This window comes from Butyrivibrio sp. XPD2002, from assembly GCF_000423945.1.
Classification (GTDB): Bacteria; Bacillota; Clostridia; order Lachnospirales; family Lachnospiraceae; genus Butyrivibrio.
Genome location: NZ_KE384114.1, coordinates 265,731 through 283,381 on the forward strand (window position 1 = coordinate 265,731; position 17,651 = coordinate 283,381).

Annotated in this window: 15 protein-coding genes, 1 pseudogene and 1 riboswitch; of the genes and pseudogenes, 7 read left to right on the top strand and 9 right to left on the bottom strand. The window is 42.7% G+C overall.

The annotated features are described in order from the left end of the window. The first annotated feature begins 84 nt into the window (after window positions 1–84). Window positions 85–1,248, top strand: a complete 1,164-nt coding sequence (locus G587_RS0117515; RefSeq protein ID WP_026493296.1) for a hypothetical protein — start codon at window positions 85–87, stop codon at window positions 1,246–1,248. Window positions 1,249–1,926: 678 nt separating this feature from the next. On the opposite strand, the gene G587_RS0117520 is transcribed toward G587_RS0117515, so the two are convergent. The 3 genes from G587_RS0117520 to G587_RS0117530 all read right to left on the bottom strand — a co-directional run bounded on the left by G587_RS0117520 (window position 1,927) and on the right by G587_RS0117530 (window position 3,245). Beyond that, window positions 1,927–2,121 (bottom strand): FeoB-associated Cys-rich membrane protein, encoded by a 195-nt coding sequence (locus G587_RS0117520; RefSeq protein WP_026493297.1) that lies wholly within the window; start codon window positions 2,119–2,121, stop codon window positions 1,927–1,929. A 149-nt stretch (window positions 2,122–2,270) separates the two neighbouring features. Beyond that, window positions 2,271–2,822 (bottom strand): flavodoxin family protein, encoded by a 552-nt coding sequence (locus tag G587_RS23415; protein ID WP_051201126.1) that lies wholly within the window; start codon window positions 2,820–2,822, stop codon window positions 2,271–2,273. 18 nt (window positions 2,823–2,840) lie between these two features. Continuing rightward, window positions 2,841–3,245, bottom strand: coding sequence for a hypothetical protein (locus tag G587_RS0117530; RefSeq protein ID WP_026493298.1), 405 nt, complete (start codon window positions 3,243–3,245; stop codon window positions 2,841–2,843). A gap of 236 nt (window positions 3,246–3,481) precedes the next feature. Here G587_RS0117530 and trkA point away from each other — a divergent pair, with 236 nt between their 5' ends. After that, complete coding sequence (trkA, locus tag G587_RS0117535; protein ID WP_026493299.1) at window positions 3,482–4,843, top strand: Trk system potassium transporter TrkA; 1,362 nt, start codon at window positions 3,482–3,484, stop codon at window positions 4,841–4,843. Window positions 4,844–4,870: 27 nt separating this feature from the next. Then, on the top strand, window positions 4,871–6,316 hold the full coding sequence (locus tag G587_RS0117540; RefSeq protein WP_026493300.1) for a TrkH family potassium uptake protein: 1,446 nt from the start codon (window positions 4,871–4,873) through the stop codon (window positions 6,314–6,316). Window positions 6,317–6,443: 127 nt separating this feature from the next. Here the strand turns inward: G587_RS0117540 and G587_RS0117545 are convergent, their stop codons facing one another. Then, window positions 6,444–8,012 carry an alpha-amylase family glycosyl hydrolase gene (locus G587_RS0117545; protein ID WP_026493301.1) on the bottom strand — a complete coding sequence of 523 codons (1,569 nt, stop codon included), beginning with the start codon at window positions 8,010–8,012 and terminating at the stop codon, window positions 6,444–6,446. 124 nt (window positions 8,013–8,136) lie between these two features. Between G587_RS0117545 and G587_RS0117550 the strand changes: the two genes are divergently transcribed. Next, on the top strand, window positions 8,137–8,997 hold the full coding sequence (locus G587_RS0117550) for a TraX family protein (protein ID WP_207637483.1): 861 nt from the start codon (window positions 8,137–8,139) through the stop codon (window positions 8,995–8,997). 35 nt (window positions 8,998–9,032) lie between these two features. Here the strand turns inward: G587_RS0117550 and G587_RS0117555 are convergent, their stop codons facing one another. Continuing rightward, window positions 9,033–9,272 (bottom strand): hypothetical protein, encoded by a 240-nt coding sequence (locus G587_RS0117555; RefSeq protein WP_196812610.1) that lies wholly within the window; start codon window positions 9,270–9,272, stop codon window positions 9,033–9,035. A gap of 195 nt (window positions 9,273–9,467) precedes the next feature. Here G587_RS0117555 and G587_RS23420 point away from each other — a divergent pair, with 195 nt between their 5' ends. Then, window positions 9,468–12,377: a hybrid sensor histidine kinase/response regulator gene (locus G587_RS23420; RefSeq protein ID WP_051201127.1), complete on the top strand. Its 2,910-nt coding sequence runs from the start codon at window positions 9,468–9,470 to the stop codon at window positions 12,375–12,377. 130 nt (window positions 12,378–12,507) lie between these two features. After that, window positions 12,508–13,839: a hypothetical protein gene (locus tag G587_RS0117565; protein ID WP_026493304.1), complete on the top strand. Its 1,332-nt coding sequence runs from the start codon at window positions 12,508–12,510 to the stop codon at window positions 13,837–13,839. A gap of 52 nt (window positions 13,840–13,891) precedes the next feature. On the opposite strand, the gene G587_RS0117570 is transcribed toward G587_RS0117565, so the two are convergent. The 4 genes from G587_RS0117570 to G587_RS25650 form a co-directional block, all read right to left on the bottom strand. Continuing rightward, a complete protein-coding gene (locus G587_RS0117570; protein WP_026493305.1) occupies window positions 13,892–15,070 on the bottom strand; it encodes a phosphoribosylaminoimidazolecarboxamide formyltransferase in 1,179 nt (392 codons plus the stop codon). A gap of 17 nt (window positions 15,071–15,087) precedes the next feature. Then, a complete protein-coding gene (locus G587_RS0117575; protein ID WP_026493306.1) occupies window positions 15,088–15,795 on the bottom strand; it encodes an IMP cyclohydrolase in 708 nt (235 codons plus the stop codon). 56 nt (window positions 15,796–15,851) lie between these two features. Further along, window positions 15,852–15,936: riboswitch (ZMP/ZTP riboswitch) on the bottom strand. A gap of 656 nt (window positions 15,937–16,592) precedes the next feature. Then, window positions 16,593–16,997: an IS200/IS605 family transposase gene (gene tnpA, locus G587_RS0117580; protein WP_026493307.1), complete on the bottom strand. Its 405-nt coding sequence runs from the start codon at window positions 16,995–16,997 to the stop codon at window positions 16,593–16,595. A gap of 8 nt (window positions 16,998–17,005) precedes the next feature. Continuing rightward, complete coding sequence (locus G587_RS25650; RefSeq protein WP_155829606.1) at window positions 17,006–17,146, bottom strand: hypothetical protein; 141 nt, start codon at window positions 17,144–17,146, stop codon at window positions 17,006–17,008. 80 nt (window positions 17,147–17,226) lie between these two features. Between G587_RS25650 and G587_RS0117590 the strand changes: the two are divergent. Next, window positions 17,227–17,651 (top strand): annotated as a pseudogene (locus G587_RS0117590) (RNA-guided endonuclease TnpB family protein); the annotation flags it as partial.

Below are 17,651 nucleotides of genomic sequence, written 5' to 3' on the forward strand. Positions count from 1 at the left end.
TTGGGGGGGTGATAGAATTGAAATTGTCACGAAGGAACGGTTACGTTAAACCGTAAATTTTAAACTTATGAAGGAGGGTCTCTTATGAAGGGATTAAAACAATTTGGAGCGATGGCACTTGCTGCTGCGCTTACCATCACATTGGTTGCACCAATTAGTGCAAGCGCCGCAATCTATATGGATCAAGATGGCGCAACTGGAAATAAAACCTATACAAACGAAGATACAAAAGAAAGCTTTACATCGTCGGCTGACTTAGAGTTTGGCGATGATATTGCTTCAGCGCTTGCTAAAACCCAGAAGGTTTATTACATTTCAACTAACGACTACGCAGATATTAAACTTAGTACAACAATTGATGTTGCAAAGTTTACTGGTTTTAAGAGTAATAAGAAGAAGGCTTTGAAGGTAAGAGTTGAGAAGACTGAAGAGGTAACGAAAGGCAGCAACGCATGGATAACTGATTCATATGCATATGCGAAGAAAGAAAATGGAACATGGAAATATTACTACAAGGATGTAAATAATGAATGGAAATCAACTGATGAAGATGGGCTTAAGAAACTTGGAGAAAATAGTGGAAAGTATACGATTAGACTTTATGCAAAGAAACCAGGAACCTATAAGATTAAGTACAACGCAGTTGATGCTAATGGAGCTACTATAGCTAAAAAGACAATTAAGGTTGTTGCAAGAGATGATAGCCGTGCTATTAAGTCAATTACATACGGCGGAAAGAATATCTTACCTGATACAGATGGAGATGGAAGAGATGATTATACAAACTACTATAGCGTAACTAAGCGTAGTGCTTATACTACTAAGAAAAAAGGTAAGCTGGTAATTACTGCGAATAAGGATTTTAAGATTAAGAAGATTGAGATTGGAACACCTGTTCTGGATACACGAAATCTTGAAACTACAAATCCTACAGGAACACAAACATATGGAAATAAGCCTATAGACCTCAACGGAAATGGCAGAACAGATGATATTGTTAAGGGTGTGGATGAAAGCTCTGTTTCTATGACCTGGAAGAAGGTTAAGAATAAGAAGACAATAAAGCTTAGTAAAGTTGAAGATAATGAAGCAGGAAATTATAACAAGAGCTGGAAAAGTGGAAAAACAGAGGTTCTTACGGAAAAGGGTAACTTTGCACCTACAACTATTCGTGTAACTGTTTATGACAAGAAGAATAAGACAACAAGTACAGAACTATATCCAATCTTTCTTCGTGTTAGAAAGTAAACGTAACATGAAGTAAATCAATAAGCTTTATATCAGGCTTTCTAATATGATTACATCCATCATAAAGAAAATTGTACAGACTCGTGACAAAGGTCTCTTACAGGCCTGATATAATAATACCCCCGGGACGGTTAATCGCCCCGGGGGTTCTTATGTGTGCAAGTTAAAAAGGTGGTGAAAGGAAAATCAAAATGAACAGATTCTTTATGCCAAGTGCGAATTGCAGGGAATTCCTGTGCGCTCTTTTTATTCAAGCGAAGCACCAAGCAGTTGAAAATTTCCCATTTAAGCAGAAAGCGCCCGGGCTCTCCTATAATGATGGAAACTCTGGGGGTTATGGTTCTGTCTTTAAATCTATCTCCTGAAAATAATTAGTATTGACGTAAGACTTTACGACCTGCAGATCATTTTTTTGACCTATGTTACGTCAGGAGGGGTTAAATCTCATAGATTGATTGAATTTTTCAATCTCTACAAATTGCAGATTCCATAAATTCACTATGAAATTCAGCCAGAATTCTTGTTTATAAGCATACAGGTGCATTGTGAACGTAATTGCGTTAATTTTTGCATATAATCTATACACCAGTAGCACAAAAACTAAACATACTGACGTAACTTACTTTTGCCCCGGAAATCATAAAATAAGGCGCACAGCATATTCTGTGCGCCTTTATCTTATTTCCGGAGCTTTGCCTGCTCTTCGTGGTACTTCTTGAATTTCTCAGCTGTCTGGCATGTACAGGAACCTCCGTGGCATGAAGATCCGTTGGGACACCCGATGCATCCACCTTGTTTCTTCTTTTTAATAATGTATCTGATATCAAAGATAATGATAGCAGCGATTATCAAAACTATTATTATGTTTGTCATTTAAATCACTTCCTTAAAAAACTATATTGAGAACTGTTCTCAATTCAAAGTAAGTATATTCTCATAACCTTTTCATGTCAAGAAGATTTGTTAGCGATTGCAAACAAAAAGACAGAAGTAGTCCGCATCAAAAATCCGGACAACAGAATTTATATTATATCCCTGATCCTGGAATAGCTTTCCTCTGAAGGAATTCTGTGAATCGCAGTATCGGTGAAAACGTTGGCCTTTAGCAGATCCTGCTTGTCGGGGTGCTTCTGGCCTTCGTCGAAGATTGCTATCATGCGGTCGATGAGATCGTCATCTACTTTACCGCGCATGGATTCATAACGATCACGGATGGGAGCAGGCATGCTGCCCTGGCAGAAGAATGAGCCAAGGAATACGTTGTCGTTGGGAAGCCAGACTTTCCCTATGGATTCCATGGAACGATAATAAGCAGGGTCATTGCCCATGCCACAGGTTCCGAAAAAAGCTATATTTTTTCCGTGAAGAGAAGTGATAAGATCTATGATCTCAAGAGAGCAGGTGCCTCTGTTAACCCAGTAACCTATGAAATAGGTCTCGGCATCATGCCTGCCGTTCCAGCTTCTGATATTGATCTCTTCCTTAGAGTCAGAAGGGAGGGCATAGAAAATCTCATCCGCTATTTTCTTTGTATTTCCAGTCTCACTGGCATAAACTACTAAATACTTGAGCATGAGTCCCTCGGGTAACAATCAGGACTTTTTCAGAAATGTATTACCGCACTTGGGACACCTGATTTCTATGCGGCCCTTTCCTCGGGGAACTCTGATTTTCTGGCTGCAATTAGGGCACTTATAGATGTGAAAAGCCTTATTCTGTGTCCAACTGTATTTAAAATTTCTGAAGAAGTCTAAAAATTTGTCGGTAATTTTTACATAAGCCTCGTTCTCGCGGTAACGGGCAGGTATATTCTTGGAAAACAGACGAAAATAGCTGTAAAATAACAGAATTACTGCAATGTAATATAAAAAGCCAAGCGGTGTCACGAATGACAATATAAGCAGGATTACTGCGACCGCAAGGCAACTCCTTGTAAGTCTGTCAGTTCCGTACGCTCCGTATCTTCCCTGAAAAAAACGATAGAGAAAATCTTTCATTAAGTAAGCTCCATGGTTCGGCTGTTTTCATGTGACAATAAGCTGAACTACAACAACAGTTAAATAGCTGACAAACCCCCTCAATATAAACAAAGTATAATTTTCAAGCGTTGAAAATGCAATTAATCGCATATAAATTTCTCTTAAAAAAGCATTAATGCCTTATTATGCAAACATCAACAAAAATAAAGAAAAGTGATATAATGTTTTGTACTAATTATATTGTGGAGGCATTTATGCAAATTATAATAGTGGGCTGCGGAAATGTTGGAGCAGCACTTACTGAGCAACTTTCAGGAGAGGGACATGATGTCACGGTAATCGAGGAAAAGCGTGACGTCATTCAGAGCGTTGTTAACAACTTTGATGTTATGGGAATTGTTGGTAACGGCGCAAGTTATCTTGTAATGAAGGACGCAGGTATTGAGTATGCTGATCTGATGATTGCGGTTACAGGTAATGATGAGCTGAACCTCCTGTGCTGCCTTATAGCAAGAAAGGCAGGTCATTGTAACACTATTGCCAGAGTTAAGAACCCTATTTATAAGAGGGAGATTAGCTTTATCAAAGAGGAACTTGGACTTTCACTTGTTGTTAATCCCGAGGAGCTCTCAGCAGCAGAAGCCGCAAGGCTTCTTAAATTCCCTGCAGCAACTAAGATAGAGACCTTTGCGAGAGGTCGTGCCGAGATAGTTCACATGACAGTGGGCGAGGGCACCAGAATCTGCGATAAGTCACTTAAGACTATTCAGTCTGAGATCAAGAGTAAAGTGCTTATTGCCGTTGTTTCCAGAGCAGATGAGGTTTTCATCCCCAATGGTGATTTCGTTCTGAGGGCAGGCGACGAGCTTACGATTGTAGGTGCTTCCAGGAGCATAGCCGAATTTTTCAGGAAAATCGGAATGCCTACAGCAAGAGTTCATTCCGCGATGATCATCGGTGGCGGTGCTACATCTTATTACCTGGCACAGCAGCTGATCTCATTCGGAATCGATGTGAAGATATTTGATAAGGATCTCGAGCGCTGCAAGATGCTCTCAGACCTTCTGCCTCAGGCGCTTATCATAAACGCCGATGGTACTGACAAGGACGCTCTTATGGAGGAGGGAATTGTCGGAACAGAGTCATTCGTAACCATGACTAACCTGGATGAAGAGAACATCATGCTCTCCATGTATGTGAAAAGTGTTAACCCCAAGGCCAAGCTCATAACCAAGGTTCACAGGGTTAATTACGGTGAGATAATCGATTCACTTCAGATAGGAAGTATTATTTATCCCAAAAATATTACTGCGCAGCGTATAGTTCAGTATGTACGCGGCATCAGCAATTCCATGGGAAGTAATAACATTGAAGCTTTGTATAAGATGAACGACGGAAAGGTTGAGGCGCTCGAATTTTTAGTCACGGAGAAAGCGTCTGTTATAGGAATTCCGTTGTCACAGCTTAAGCTTAAAAAGGGAATACTGGTAGCACTTATAAACCGCAAGGGAGAGATCATTTCTCCTACAGGACAGAGTGTTATTGAAGCCGGTGACACAGTTATTGTCATCACCAGCCATCTTGGGCTGCTTGATATCTCAGATATACTTGCATAAAAATATTTATTTCTTCAGGGAGTTGTTATGAACTATAAAATGATCCGTTTTCTGCTTTCAAGAGTACTGCAGATTACCGGAATACTAATGCTGTTGCCGCTTATAGTGGCACTCATTTATAAAGAATTTTTCTGTGCCAAAATGTTTTTGGTGATAATAGCAGGAAGCCTGATATTCGGTTCTATCGGCGCCTACTTCAAGCCTAAAAACGTGGCAATCTATGCGAGAGAGGGCTTCGTAGCGACGGCACTTACATGGATACTTATAAGTGCTGTGGGAGCTCTTCCATTTGTTTTGACAGGAGTTACGGACGACTATATCGATGCTCTTTTTGAGACTATCTCAGGACTTACTACCACAGGATCAACAATCCTTTCCAGCGTAGAGATGTATTACAGCGTGCAATTTTGGCGCACCTTCACACACTGGATCGGTGGAATGGGAGTGCTGGTATTCATTCTGGCGATCATGCCTATGTCCGGTGGCTACAGCATGCACCTTATGAGAGCAGAGAGCCCGGGCCCCTCAGTTGGTAAGTTTGTTCCCAAGGTAAGAGAGACTGCGAAAATCCTCTACCTTATCTACATCGGAATCACAGTAGCACAGGTGATTCTGCTGCTTCTCACAGGTCTTAACCTGTATGAGTCGCTTACCACAACCTTTGCAACTGTGGGTACAGGAGGCTTTGGTATCACCAATAACGGTGCCAACGATTTTTCAACAGCATCACAGATAGTCATTACTATCTTCATGATAATGTGTGGTATTAACTTTAGTGTGTACTACTACCTCATAACCATGAGACCCAAGGAGGCCTTCAAAAATGATGAGGTTAAGCTATATCTGGGACTTATGTTTGCATCCGCTACTCTGATCGCGCTGATGATCCACGCAGATGGAATCACAAAAACACCCTTTGAGTCCTTCCATCACTCACTTTTCACGGTGGCTTCAGTTATGACCACCACCGGTTTTGCCACACTGGATTTCGACAAGTGGCCGCAGCTATGTAAGACGCTTTTGGCGCTCCTGATGCTTACGGGAGCCTGCGCAGGTTCCACGGGTGGTGGATTTAAGCTGTCACGTCTCCTTATCCTTCTTAAGGCTATGAAAAATGAGCTGATTTACATCGTTCATCCCAAGTCAGTCAAGAAGGTTTACATGGATGATCACTCCATCGACTCGACAGTTGTTAAGTCGGTTTCAGCATATCTTAGCATGTATGTTGTGATTTTTATCGCTTCAATCCTGCTTATCTCAATTGATGAGTTTGATTATGAGACTAACTTCACAGCCGTTGCCGCAACACTCAATAACATCGGACCCGGTCTTGGAATGGTAGGTCCCACCGGTAACTTTGGTGCCTACTCAGATCTGTCCAAGCTCGTGCTGATGTTTGACATGCTTGCAGGAAGACTTGAGCTTCTTCCCATGCTTATATTGTTCTCACCCAGAACCTGGAGTAAGAGATAAATGAGTTTCTAAAAAGATAATCCCCGAGGTTGTCGCATGATAAATGCAACATTCTCGGGGATTTTGCTGTCTGCCTGAAAACATAACCTGACATGACAGCATTATATGAGCTTAGAAAAGGAGTTCTTTATTTGAAAACTGCAAATGACTGGGCTCCAAGTACAAGTTCACCACTTGTAAGCTCTGTAGTTCCGATTCCGTATATCATATCTCCTGCAATCACATCCATGATATTTCCTTCAAAATCTCCGGTCTTAACATGAACCTCAGAAGCACCGGGATTAACCGCAAGAAGGAGATCGCCTCGTCTGTATACAAGGATTCTCTCACCCTTTTTAGAGTATACCTTCTTAAAGCTGGCGTCTGCCTGAAGGTCTTCGTAGGTGTGGCGTAAGTCTATAAGGCTCTTAACTGTGTAATAGATTGAATCAGGATCATTTTTTGCTTCCGTTACACTTGGAGCATCTGCAGCGCTATCCATAGGGATATAGAGCTTATCAGCTTCAGCGTCTGAGAAACCGAAGTTCTTCTGATCCTTATCCCACTGCATGGGAGAGCGGGAGCCTGTTCTCTGATAGCCGCCTTCCTTGGTTCTGACATTCTCAAGGTACTTCATACCAATCTCATCACCGTAATAGAGGAAGGGTACGCCTGGCATTGTAAAGAAAAATGCGTAAGCAAGCTTTATCTCGCTTATATCAAGAGCCTTGGTAACTCTGGGAGTATCGTGGTTACAGGTAATAAAGCTGATATAGCCGTATTTTCTGGAACCCTCATATCTGGGAAGGTAATCTGAAAGGAATCTCTCCGGATCATCGCCGCCATCCTTCTTAAAGTAGCTGTGGTCACCACCCTCGGTCTCGCAGTCTCTTACCAGCACGTTGTAGCCGTTTCCGTGATGGTCGAGATAGAAGTCTGCGTGGAAGCCGTACTTAAGGGCACATTGGGGATTGCACCACTCTGAAATAAGCGCTGCATCAGGGTAATCCCTGTCCATCATTTTTCTGATATCAGTCCAGATCGCTCCGGTGGCACTTTTATCGTCATCATCCTCCTTAACAAGGGAGTCAGCCATATCCACACGGAAGCCATCGCAGCCCTTATCAAGCCAGAAGCGCATGATATCCTTGAGAGCTTCTCTGGTCTCTATACATGAAGGGTGGTCAGGTGTTAGCTGCCATTTTTCAGTCTTGTTAAGAACGCCGTAGTTCAGGGCAGGCTGGCACTTGAAGAAGTTCAGCATATAGCAGCCCTCACGCTCAGCCTCTCCGCCGATATAGGGGTGACCGCCTATTCCGCAAAATGCGCTGTCAGTCCAGATATAGCGGTCTGAAAACTCGTTTCTGTCCGCTTCGCAGCTTTTCTTAAACCACTCATGCTCCTCTGAGGTGTGACCGGGCACAAGGTCCAGAAGAATCTTGATGTCCTTCTTATGAGCCTCATCAAATAGGCGCACCAGATCGTCGTTTGTTCCGTATCTCTCTGCAACCTTCTTGTAATCACGAACATCGTAGCCCGCATCCTTGAAGGGAGAGTCGTAAATAGGATTAAGCCAAATGGCATTACATCCAAGTTCCTTTACATAATCAAGCTTTTCAATTATACCTTCGATATCACCGATACCATCCCCATTGGTATCATTGAAGGATTGTGGGTAAATCTCATAAAAAACTGCATCAGATAACCATGCCGGCATAAAACTGTCCTCCCATTGTGTCTTAAAAAATTTTGTTTTTGGAAACCGTTTTCCTATAGCATTATGGCACACTTTCTGTTCAGATAAAAGTATTTTTTGTGATATAATTTTTTTCATGAATACGTTGGAAAAGATACAGGACAGACTGGAAGATTTAAAATTCATAAATTCAGATACACTTAAATGCCTTGCGATAATCACGATGTTTATCGATCACATCGGAGCCGGGATTCTTCTATATCTCATACAAAACGGATACTATCCCTTCGGAATGGATTTTGAACATTCTGCGGCGCTTTATCATTGGATAAGGCATATAGGAAGACAGGCTTTTCCTATATACTGTTTTCTGATCGTTGAGGGAATGGAGCACACCAGAAGCGTTTCGAAGTACATGATAAATCTGGGGCTTTTTGGACTTATATCTGAGCCTGTTTTTGATATCGCGGTAAAAGTGAAAAAGGATGTTTTCTCGACAGATATCTTTTGGCTATATGCCCAGAATCAGGAGAGGCTCTTATCGTCATGTAACGTGTACTTCACTCTGTTAATCGGACTGGCTGTCATCTGGGTCATGAAGTATGTTGAGGATAACCTTTTTTCAGAGGATCCGTCATCACCCTTTGGATTTAGTGCCGATAATCCGTTTTACGTACTTCTCTATGCAGCTCCAGCTGTGGGCGGAGCATTACTTGCCTATAAGATTGGCTCGGATTACACCTGGTGGGGCGTGACACTGATCGCTGTCTTTTTCGTTTTCAGACGTATGAGGCTTATGGCCTGTCTTGCGGGATATCTGTTTTTTATGAACATGGGATCAGAAGCATGGAGCCTTCCGGCCTTCATACTTATCTTTTTCTATAATGGAAAGAGGGGAAGAATCAGTAAGAAATTCAAGTACGCCTTTTATGCGTTCTATCCGTTACACCTATTGCTGATATATTTGGTTAGATGTTATATATACACAAAATTGCAGGGACTATGACAGCCCCTGCAATTTTTATATTCATCAGAAATCATTTAATCGAAGCGTCCCACGGACAGGAAGATAGCGAATAGAACAAGGAGCACAAAAATGACGAAGATAAATTCGATTATCTTCGCGAAAAGGCTGAACTGCTTGAAGTCTCCGCTGAAGAACAGGAATCTTATCAGCACCAGGAAGAAGATCAGCTCTGCTATGACAATTATTGCGTCAAAGACGATTGACATAAGGGCTATTGAAGCCATAATCGGAATTCTAAACATTGTGTACTCCATAAAAAATTGTATACTTCTACAAATCCATTCTAACACCAAAGATATCACTAAGAAAATCCACATACCGCATATTTAAGCCATTTTTAATATCTTATTAATAGAATTATCATTGTTATTATGATAGACTAAAGTCGAATTATCATAAAGTTATGATGGTGTAGTATTGGACTTGTGTGCTGTTTTGGAGATGATCTTATGAAGAAAAAGGGAATGACTCTCACTATACAGCTTATCATGATCGTGTCCGCTATCCTTCTCATTGGCGATATGCTGATGGGAATTATTCTGATGAAACAATCCCAGACCTCTATTAAAACAATAATAAACGGGAGAATGCTTGATATCGCCAACACCGCAGCAGCAATCCTTGACGGAGATGTTATGGATAAGCTTACTGCTGAGGATGAGGGTACTGAGGCCTATGAGACAGAGAAGAATAAACTTAAGGCTTTTCAGGACAGCATTGATCTTAAATATATATATTGCATAAATGATTCCGGCAATAAGCAATTTACCTTTTCAATCGATCCCACTGAGGAGGATCCGGGAATATTCGGCGATGACATAGTTTATACGGATGCCCTTTATAAGGCAAGTCTTGGCACACCTTCGGTGGATGAGGAGCCCTATGAGGATTCGTGGGGAAGGTTCTACAGCGCTTACAGCCCTGTCTTTAATTCCAAGGGTGAAGTTGCGACTATAGTTGCGGTGGATTTTTCAGCTGAGTGGTATGAGGAGCAGATATCAAGGCTCGCAAGGACCATATTGTTCTTTGTAATTTCCTCAGTGATTCTGGGTGCCGTCTTGGTAGCCCTTGCCATGGGCGGAGTGAGAAAGCATATCCATGATATCAGCAGTGAGATTACGGATCTTGAAAAAGACGTTGATGATATCACAAGGGAAATTGCGGCCTCGGTTCAGGGGGACAGCGCCTTGTTTGACCAGGCTGAAAGCGCTCTCTCAGGGGAGAAGGTCGGAGAGAAGGAAAAGGAGCATCCTGATGATATTGAGTACGATATGAAGGAGATGGGAGAGAAGATTCACTCTGTGCACAGCAGTATAAGAGATTACCTTGACCATGCCCAGAGACGTGCCAACAACATGATAACAGCCCTGGCATCGGATTATAGAAGCGTTTACTATGTGAGCCTCGACAGGGATGAGGGAATATGCTTCAGATCCCATTCGAACTTAGAGTATGGTCTTAGTGAGGGAGAGCAGTTTGTTTTCACAGAGACCTTCCAAAACTATGCTCATGAATATGTTGCTGAAAAGTACAGGCAGGGCTTCCTTGATTTTATCGACCCTGATGTAATAAGGAAGAGTCTGGAAACAGAGCCTATTATCGCCTATAGATATCTTGTTGTAAGGAATGGAAAAGAGTCCTATGAGATGCTAAGGGTTGCAGGCGTAAGAAGGGCTGAGGACAGAGGTGATCACATCGTTCACTCCATAGGTGTCGGCTTTACTGACGTTGATGTGGAGATGAGAAAGGCACTGGATCAGAGTCAGGCACTAAGCGATGCCCTTGCTGCTGCGGAGCAGGCAAGTAAGGCGAAGACCGCATTTTTGTCCAGCATGAGCCATGAGATCAGAACGCCCATGAACGCCATCATCGGTCTCGACAGGATAGCCTTGAGCGATCCCGATATCTCTGAAAAAACGAAGGAATGTCTGGAGCAGATAGGAACCTCGGCTAACCATCTTTTAAAGATCATCAATGATATCCTTGACATGTCCAGGATCGAATCGGGACGTATGGTCATTAAGCATGAGGAGTTTTCATTTAAAAAGCTGCTTGGCCAGATCAATACCATTATAGGAAGTCAGTGCAGCGATAAGGGTCTTGTCTATAACAGCGAGATAAAGGGCGAGGTAGATACTTTCTACATAGGTGATGACATGAAGCTAAAGCAGGTCATCATCAATATCCTAGGAAACGCCGTAAAATTCACCGAGCGTGGTGGAACCATCAGCCTTATTGTTGAGCGCACAGCCCGCTTTGATGGAAAGGCTACCCTTCGTTTTACCATGACGGATAACGGCATAGGAATGGACGAGGAATACATTCCAAGGCTCTTTGAGGCCTTCAGCCAGGAGGATTCCTCCAGTACCAATAAGTATGGAAGTACAGGCCTCGGAATGGCTATTACGAAGAATCTCATAGAGATGATGAACGGCAAGATAGATGTTAAGAGTAAGAAGGGGGAAGGAACAGAGTTTACTGTAAGCGTCACTCTTATGGAGTCTGACAGAAAGGATACGACGGAGGATGAGGGAGAACTAAATACTCATGAACTGTCGGTGCTCATAGTTGACAGTGATGATATCGCCTGCGAGCATGCCCGCGTTGAACTGGAAAAGCTTGGAATAGAGGCTGAGGTAGCAAAGTCCGGCGAGGAAGCCGTGGAGATGGTAAGGGTTAAGAATGCAAGAAGAGAAGGGTATGACCTGCTTCTCGTAGATTGGAAAATGCCGGGGATGGACGGCATAGAGACGACCCGGAAAATCAGAGAGATTGTCGGGGATGATTCAGCAATCATCATTCTGACAGGGCAGCATTGGGATGAAATGCTTGATGGTGCTGAAAACTCAGGTGTAGACAGCTTTGTATTAAAGCCTCTTAATGCAACACTTGTGATAGAGCAATTTAAGGACGCGCTTGGTCAGAAGAGCATTAAGAGCTGTACCAAGGTGGAGAAGATATCCATTGAGGGAAGGCGGATCCTTCTGGCAGAGGATATTCTGGTAAATGCCAAGATCATGATGAAGGTCCTGACCATGAAGAGCATAGAGGTGGATCACGCAGAGAATGGAAAAATCGCTGTGGAGATGTTCGAATCCCATCCCGAGTGGTACTATGATGCAATTTTGATGGATATGAGAATGCCGGAGATGGACGGACTTACCGCCGCTTCTGCAATAAGAGCTCTGGACAGAACAGATGCTAAAAAGATTCCGATTATTGCACTTACCGCCAATGCCTTCGATGAGGATGTACAGCGAAGTCTGCAGGCCGGGTTAAATGCCCACCTTAGTAAGCCTGTGGAGCCTGATGTGGTATTTGATACGCTGGAGAGCCTTATCAGTGACGAGGATAGATAATTTTTTATGGAGCATGTTGGACATCTGTTGGACATGCGATTATAGAATGAAAACAAAGTTACGAGAAACTACAAATTACCAATATGAAATGGTGCAGTTAACATAGTAAGAAGAAAGGAAACCAGGTATTATGAAAAAGAAATTTATTGCAATGGTACTCGCAGGACTGACACTGACAACAGCACTTAGCGGATGTGGCAATTCAGCTAAAAGTACAGAGACTCAGCCTGCTGAGCAGCAGACCCAGGAAGCAGCTACTGAAGAAGCTCCTGCAGCGGAAGCTTCAACAGAAGATGTAAAGGAAGAAGCACCCGCAGAAGCAGATACACCTGCTGAAAGCGTCGGAGCTTATAATCCTGCTGAATTCAAGGTTGAGGATGTTTATGTGGCACCTGATCAGAAGTCCACTATAGACATCGAAGGGTGTGAGACCTTCACACAGATCGTTGATAAGCTTGCGGATGGTCAGGGCTATGCCAACGCTACTATCGGAGATGCTGATGTGCTTATGGTATCCACCGGAACCTACGAATGGGAGCCCGGAAAAAATGCAGCTATTGATGCTGAGATTTTCATATATAAGGATGAAGTTCCTACATACCTTGCTACAGTTTCAGCAGGCGGAACAGCGTATCCTCTGGCAGTAAAGGATGGAAATCTCTATGTTGGAGGCAACCATTTCATATCTAAGTACATCATAGATACAGGGGCTATGGTTGAGACAGAGGAAGCCTATGTATTGTATGACACTGACGGAAATGAAAGCTACTTCTATAAGACCTGCAACAGCCAGTTTGAGGACTATGATGCTGAGACAGCTAAGACCAGATTTGAGGAGCTTTTTGCAGAGACAGAGGGCGAAGAGGTTATAGAATTCCAGCCCGTAGGCGGTGCAGCTTCCGAGACAGATTCTGAGTCAGCTTCCAATACAGATTCGCTTCCAGCATATGAGTATCCGGGCCCTGAGCTTTTCTACAGCGTTTTATATAAATACATGGTGGATGAGCTTTCAAAGTCTTATCCTGAGTCACAGGTAAGCATTCCCTGTCCGATCATCATCAAAGAGGATGAATCCGATAAGGACGACATTAAGGTATACGGAAACTTCTGGATTTTCAATTATGATCTTAAGGGTGATATTCTTGAGAACACCTCCGGCGGTTCATATCCCGGATGCATTCACTTAAAGAGTACTGATGCAGGTTATGAAGTAACCTCCATGGATGTTTGTGAGGACGGCGAGAGCTTTGATGAGAGTGCCAAAAAAATCTTTGGTGATAACTACGACGCCTTCATGAAGGATGGCGAAGATGAGAAGCTTCGCGAAGAGACCAGAGCTCAGATCATTGCCAATTATGTAGCTGCCAACAATCTTGATATCAAGGCTTATCAGGACTTTGGATGGGATCCGGTAACACTTCCTGAAGAAAATATTGATTCATTCTACAGCACACTTGACTAAATAAAATATAAGACCGGCTTTCGTCTGAAAGCCGGTCTTTATTCGTTGAAAATTAGTGATGGAAGAATCTCATTCCTGTGAATGCCATAACCATATCGTGGTCGTTGGCAGCCTGGATTACATTGTCATCTCTTACTGAACCGCCGGGCTGAGCAACATATTTTACTCCGCTCTTGGCAGCTCTCTCGATGTTGTCGCCGAAGGGGAAGAATGCATCTGAACCAAGGGCAACATCTGTATTTCTGTCGAGCCATGCTCTCTTATCTGCATCTGTGAATGCAGCGGGCTTAACCTTGAAGAGGTTCTGCCATTTGCCATCTGCAAGAACATCCATGTAATCAACGCCGATGTAAAGGTCGATAGCGTTGTCTCTGTCTGCACGACGGATGTTATCAAGGAAAGGAAGCTCAAGTACCTGAGGAGCCTGTCTGAGGAACCAGTTGTCAGCCTTGGAGCCTGCAAGTCTTGTGCAGTGGATTCTTGACTGCTGGCCTGCGCCGATACCGATTGCCTGGCCGCCCTTTACATAGCAGACTGAGTTTGACTGTGTGTACTTAAGTGTAATAAGTGAGATAAGAAGGTCTTTCTTTGCTGCGTCGGGAAGATCCTTATTGTTTGTAACGATGTTCTGAAGCATTGCATCATCGATCACGATATCGTTGTGACCCTGCTCAAATGTGATGCCGAATACCTGCTTCTTCTCAAGGGCAGCAGGCTTGTAGGAAGGATCAATCTTGATTACAGCGTAGTTGCCGTTCTTCTTAGCCTTGAGGATTTCAAGAGCCTTCTCTGTGTAGTCGGGAGCGATGATTCCGTCTGAAACCTCTCTCTTTATAAGTCTTGCTGTATCCTCGTCACATGTATCTGAAAGTGAGATGAAATCACCAAAGGATGACATTCTGTCAGCGCCTCTTGCTCTTGCATAAGCAGAAGCCATGGGGGAGAGATCACCAAGATCATCAACCCAGTAGATCTTTTTCTCAATCTCTGTGAGCGGAAGACCGATAGCAGCACCTGCAGGTGATACGTGCTTGAAGGATGTAGCTGCAGGCATTCCTGTTGCTGCCTTGAGCTCTGATACAAGCTGCCAGCCGTTGAATGCATCAAGAAGGTTGATGTAGCCGGGCTTGCCGTTTAATACCTCGATAGGAAGATCACTTCCATCCTCCATGAATACTCTTGAAGGTTTCTGATTAGGGTTACAGCCATATTTAAGTGCTAATTCTTTCATAGTGATTCCTCCTGATATTACTTATTTTTATTTACAATACGTGTTTCATATTTACCTGTAGAAATCTCAATGTAACGTGTAAATAAGGAAACCTTATTGTCTTCGTTAAGGTTCTCCCAAACCATGTTGGTAAACTCATCGATGTCGCCTGAAATTTCAACCTCTGTAGGCTCGCCTTCGTAGCTGGGAAGGGGATTGCCATCACCCATGTATGTGTGGATGAAGTAGCCCTTGCCTGCTGCAGGCTTCTCGTATGTATAGGTAAATCTGAGGCATGATGAAGGATCGTTGTGATCGCTCTTAAGGATTGACATTGAGATGTCATATTTTCCGTCATCGATGTGCATAAGTCCTGAAATACGAGGTGTGTAGTTGGGAGCATCGGGCTCGAATTCTCTTGTTCTAAGAGACTCCTCGAAGGACTGTCCTGCCTCCATAAGCTCGTAGATAGTATCGGTCTGGTCACCGTTTGTAACGATTGTGTATTCGCCTCTTACGCGAACGGGAGCGTAGATGATAAGGCTGGGATCCTCAAGCTTAGCGGGATCGAAAGCTTCTGTGCGGATGCCTTCACCTTCCTCGACGAATACGCGGTTTCTGCTGTTCTCACTTCTTCCCATGATGAAGTAAGCTGTTACTGCATACTTTCCATCAGCGCTTGTGCCGATTACAATTCCGCGTCCCGGATATTCATTTGAGCTGAGCTCTTTTGCAAGATTTACCATAAAAACCTCCGAATTAAATGATTAATAGAAAAAGACCGCCTGAACAAACCATGTCACACGGCTGCCCAGGCGGTCGACAATTCAAAATGACATCGCACTCCCCTGTGGTTTCCCACTTATCCGCCAGTCGCGCGACACAATTACTGTAAACTAAAATGTTGAAAAATGCAATTGTGTTTTTGAACAAAGACCGGATAAATTACAAAATAGATCTTGGCCTGGCACAATTTTCAGTCAATATGGCTGAATCCATTCTTATAGGTTACCCTGCGGGTATAATGTAACGGTAGGTGTTGAGTCTATCCGCGAACAAGGTTATATACTGATTACCCTAATTGATTAGCTTTATGATAGGTGTTGAGTCTATTTACCAATAAGCTTCAAGACTGATTACCCTGTGTGAATAGGTTTAAGGCAGGGGGCAGTCAATATAATAAGTATTCGTGGTCAGACGTAACAGTACTTTTATATAGGGTAATCGATTTGTAGGAATATCCATGAACAGACGTAAGCCGCATTTTAACGTCATATCCTCTGTGCAATCTGTTTAATAATTTCTTCGCGAATTGACTGAACACCTACCGGTACGTGCTATCCGCAGGGTAACCTGTTCGGCTGTATTAATGAGGATGGACGTAAAGCTCGATAAAGGCTCAGGAACGCCATAAGATGCGCTCCTTGGATTTGGGAGTATACACACTTTTTTATGGAATATTTCATAAATAAAAACCTTTCGGTTTCGTAAACTCCTCCCACTGCCCTTGGGCGGTGGGAGGAGCCTTGTAAATTCGTAGCCATTAACCTTGGCTCTCGATATACTTTTGTATAGTGGCTGATGATACTTCGCCTATACTACAAGCAAAATATCCGTCAGACCAAAAGATTTTCTTCTTCCAATACTGTTTAGACAAAAAGTTTGGATATTTCTGCCAAAGATAGTATGTAGTCTGCTGTTTAATAAGTTTTACCATGTCGCAAACTCTGTCCGTAGTATCGTAACTGATAAGAAAATGTATATGGTCTTTATCGGTTTCCATAGCAATAATGCTGTAACCCTTAGAATTGCAGATATCGTATATCTTCTGCTTTACATCGTCAGCGATAGAATCTTTAAGCAGTTGCTTACGGTACTTTGTTACGAGGACTATATGTACTTTTAAACTATACTTGCGCCTGTTATGGCGATTATATCTGCTATCCATAGGCTGTTTTACGATAATGTCTCGATTTTTACGGAAACTCCATTATTGGTATCGTAATCATCCACTATGAGTATTCCATTATCAAGTTCGATTTCGTAACCTACGTCTTTCAGGGCTTGGATTATTATGTCTTTAACTTTGTTTTCCATGATAAAATTTCCTACAAATAATTGACTTTCACTAATATATATTATATTATTTGCTTAGTGAAGTTACAATGAGGTACACTATGGAACAGATGACAGTCACGGCTAAAATTCAGATATCCGTTAGTGCAGACAGTAAGGTTTTGCTTGATGAAACCATGTCTGTTTATTCTGATGCCTGTAATTTTGTGTCTGACTATGTGTTCCGTACTCACGACCTAAAACAGTTCTCACTTAACAAGGTTTTGTATTCTACACTCCGAGAAGAGTTTGGACTTAAATCTCAAATGGCTCAGTCTGTATTTAAGACTGTTATCGCAAGATATAAAACCATTCTCGAAAATCAGAAAGAGTGGATTCAGCCATCTTTTAAGAAGCCACAGTATGACCTTGTATGGAACAGAGATTATTCTCTTACGCAAAACTGCTTTTCAGTAAACACGCTGAATGGTCGTGTTAAGTTGCCTTATTTCGCTGAAGGGATGTCTAAATACTTCGACCACGATAT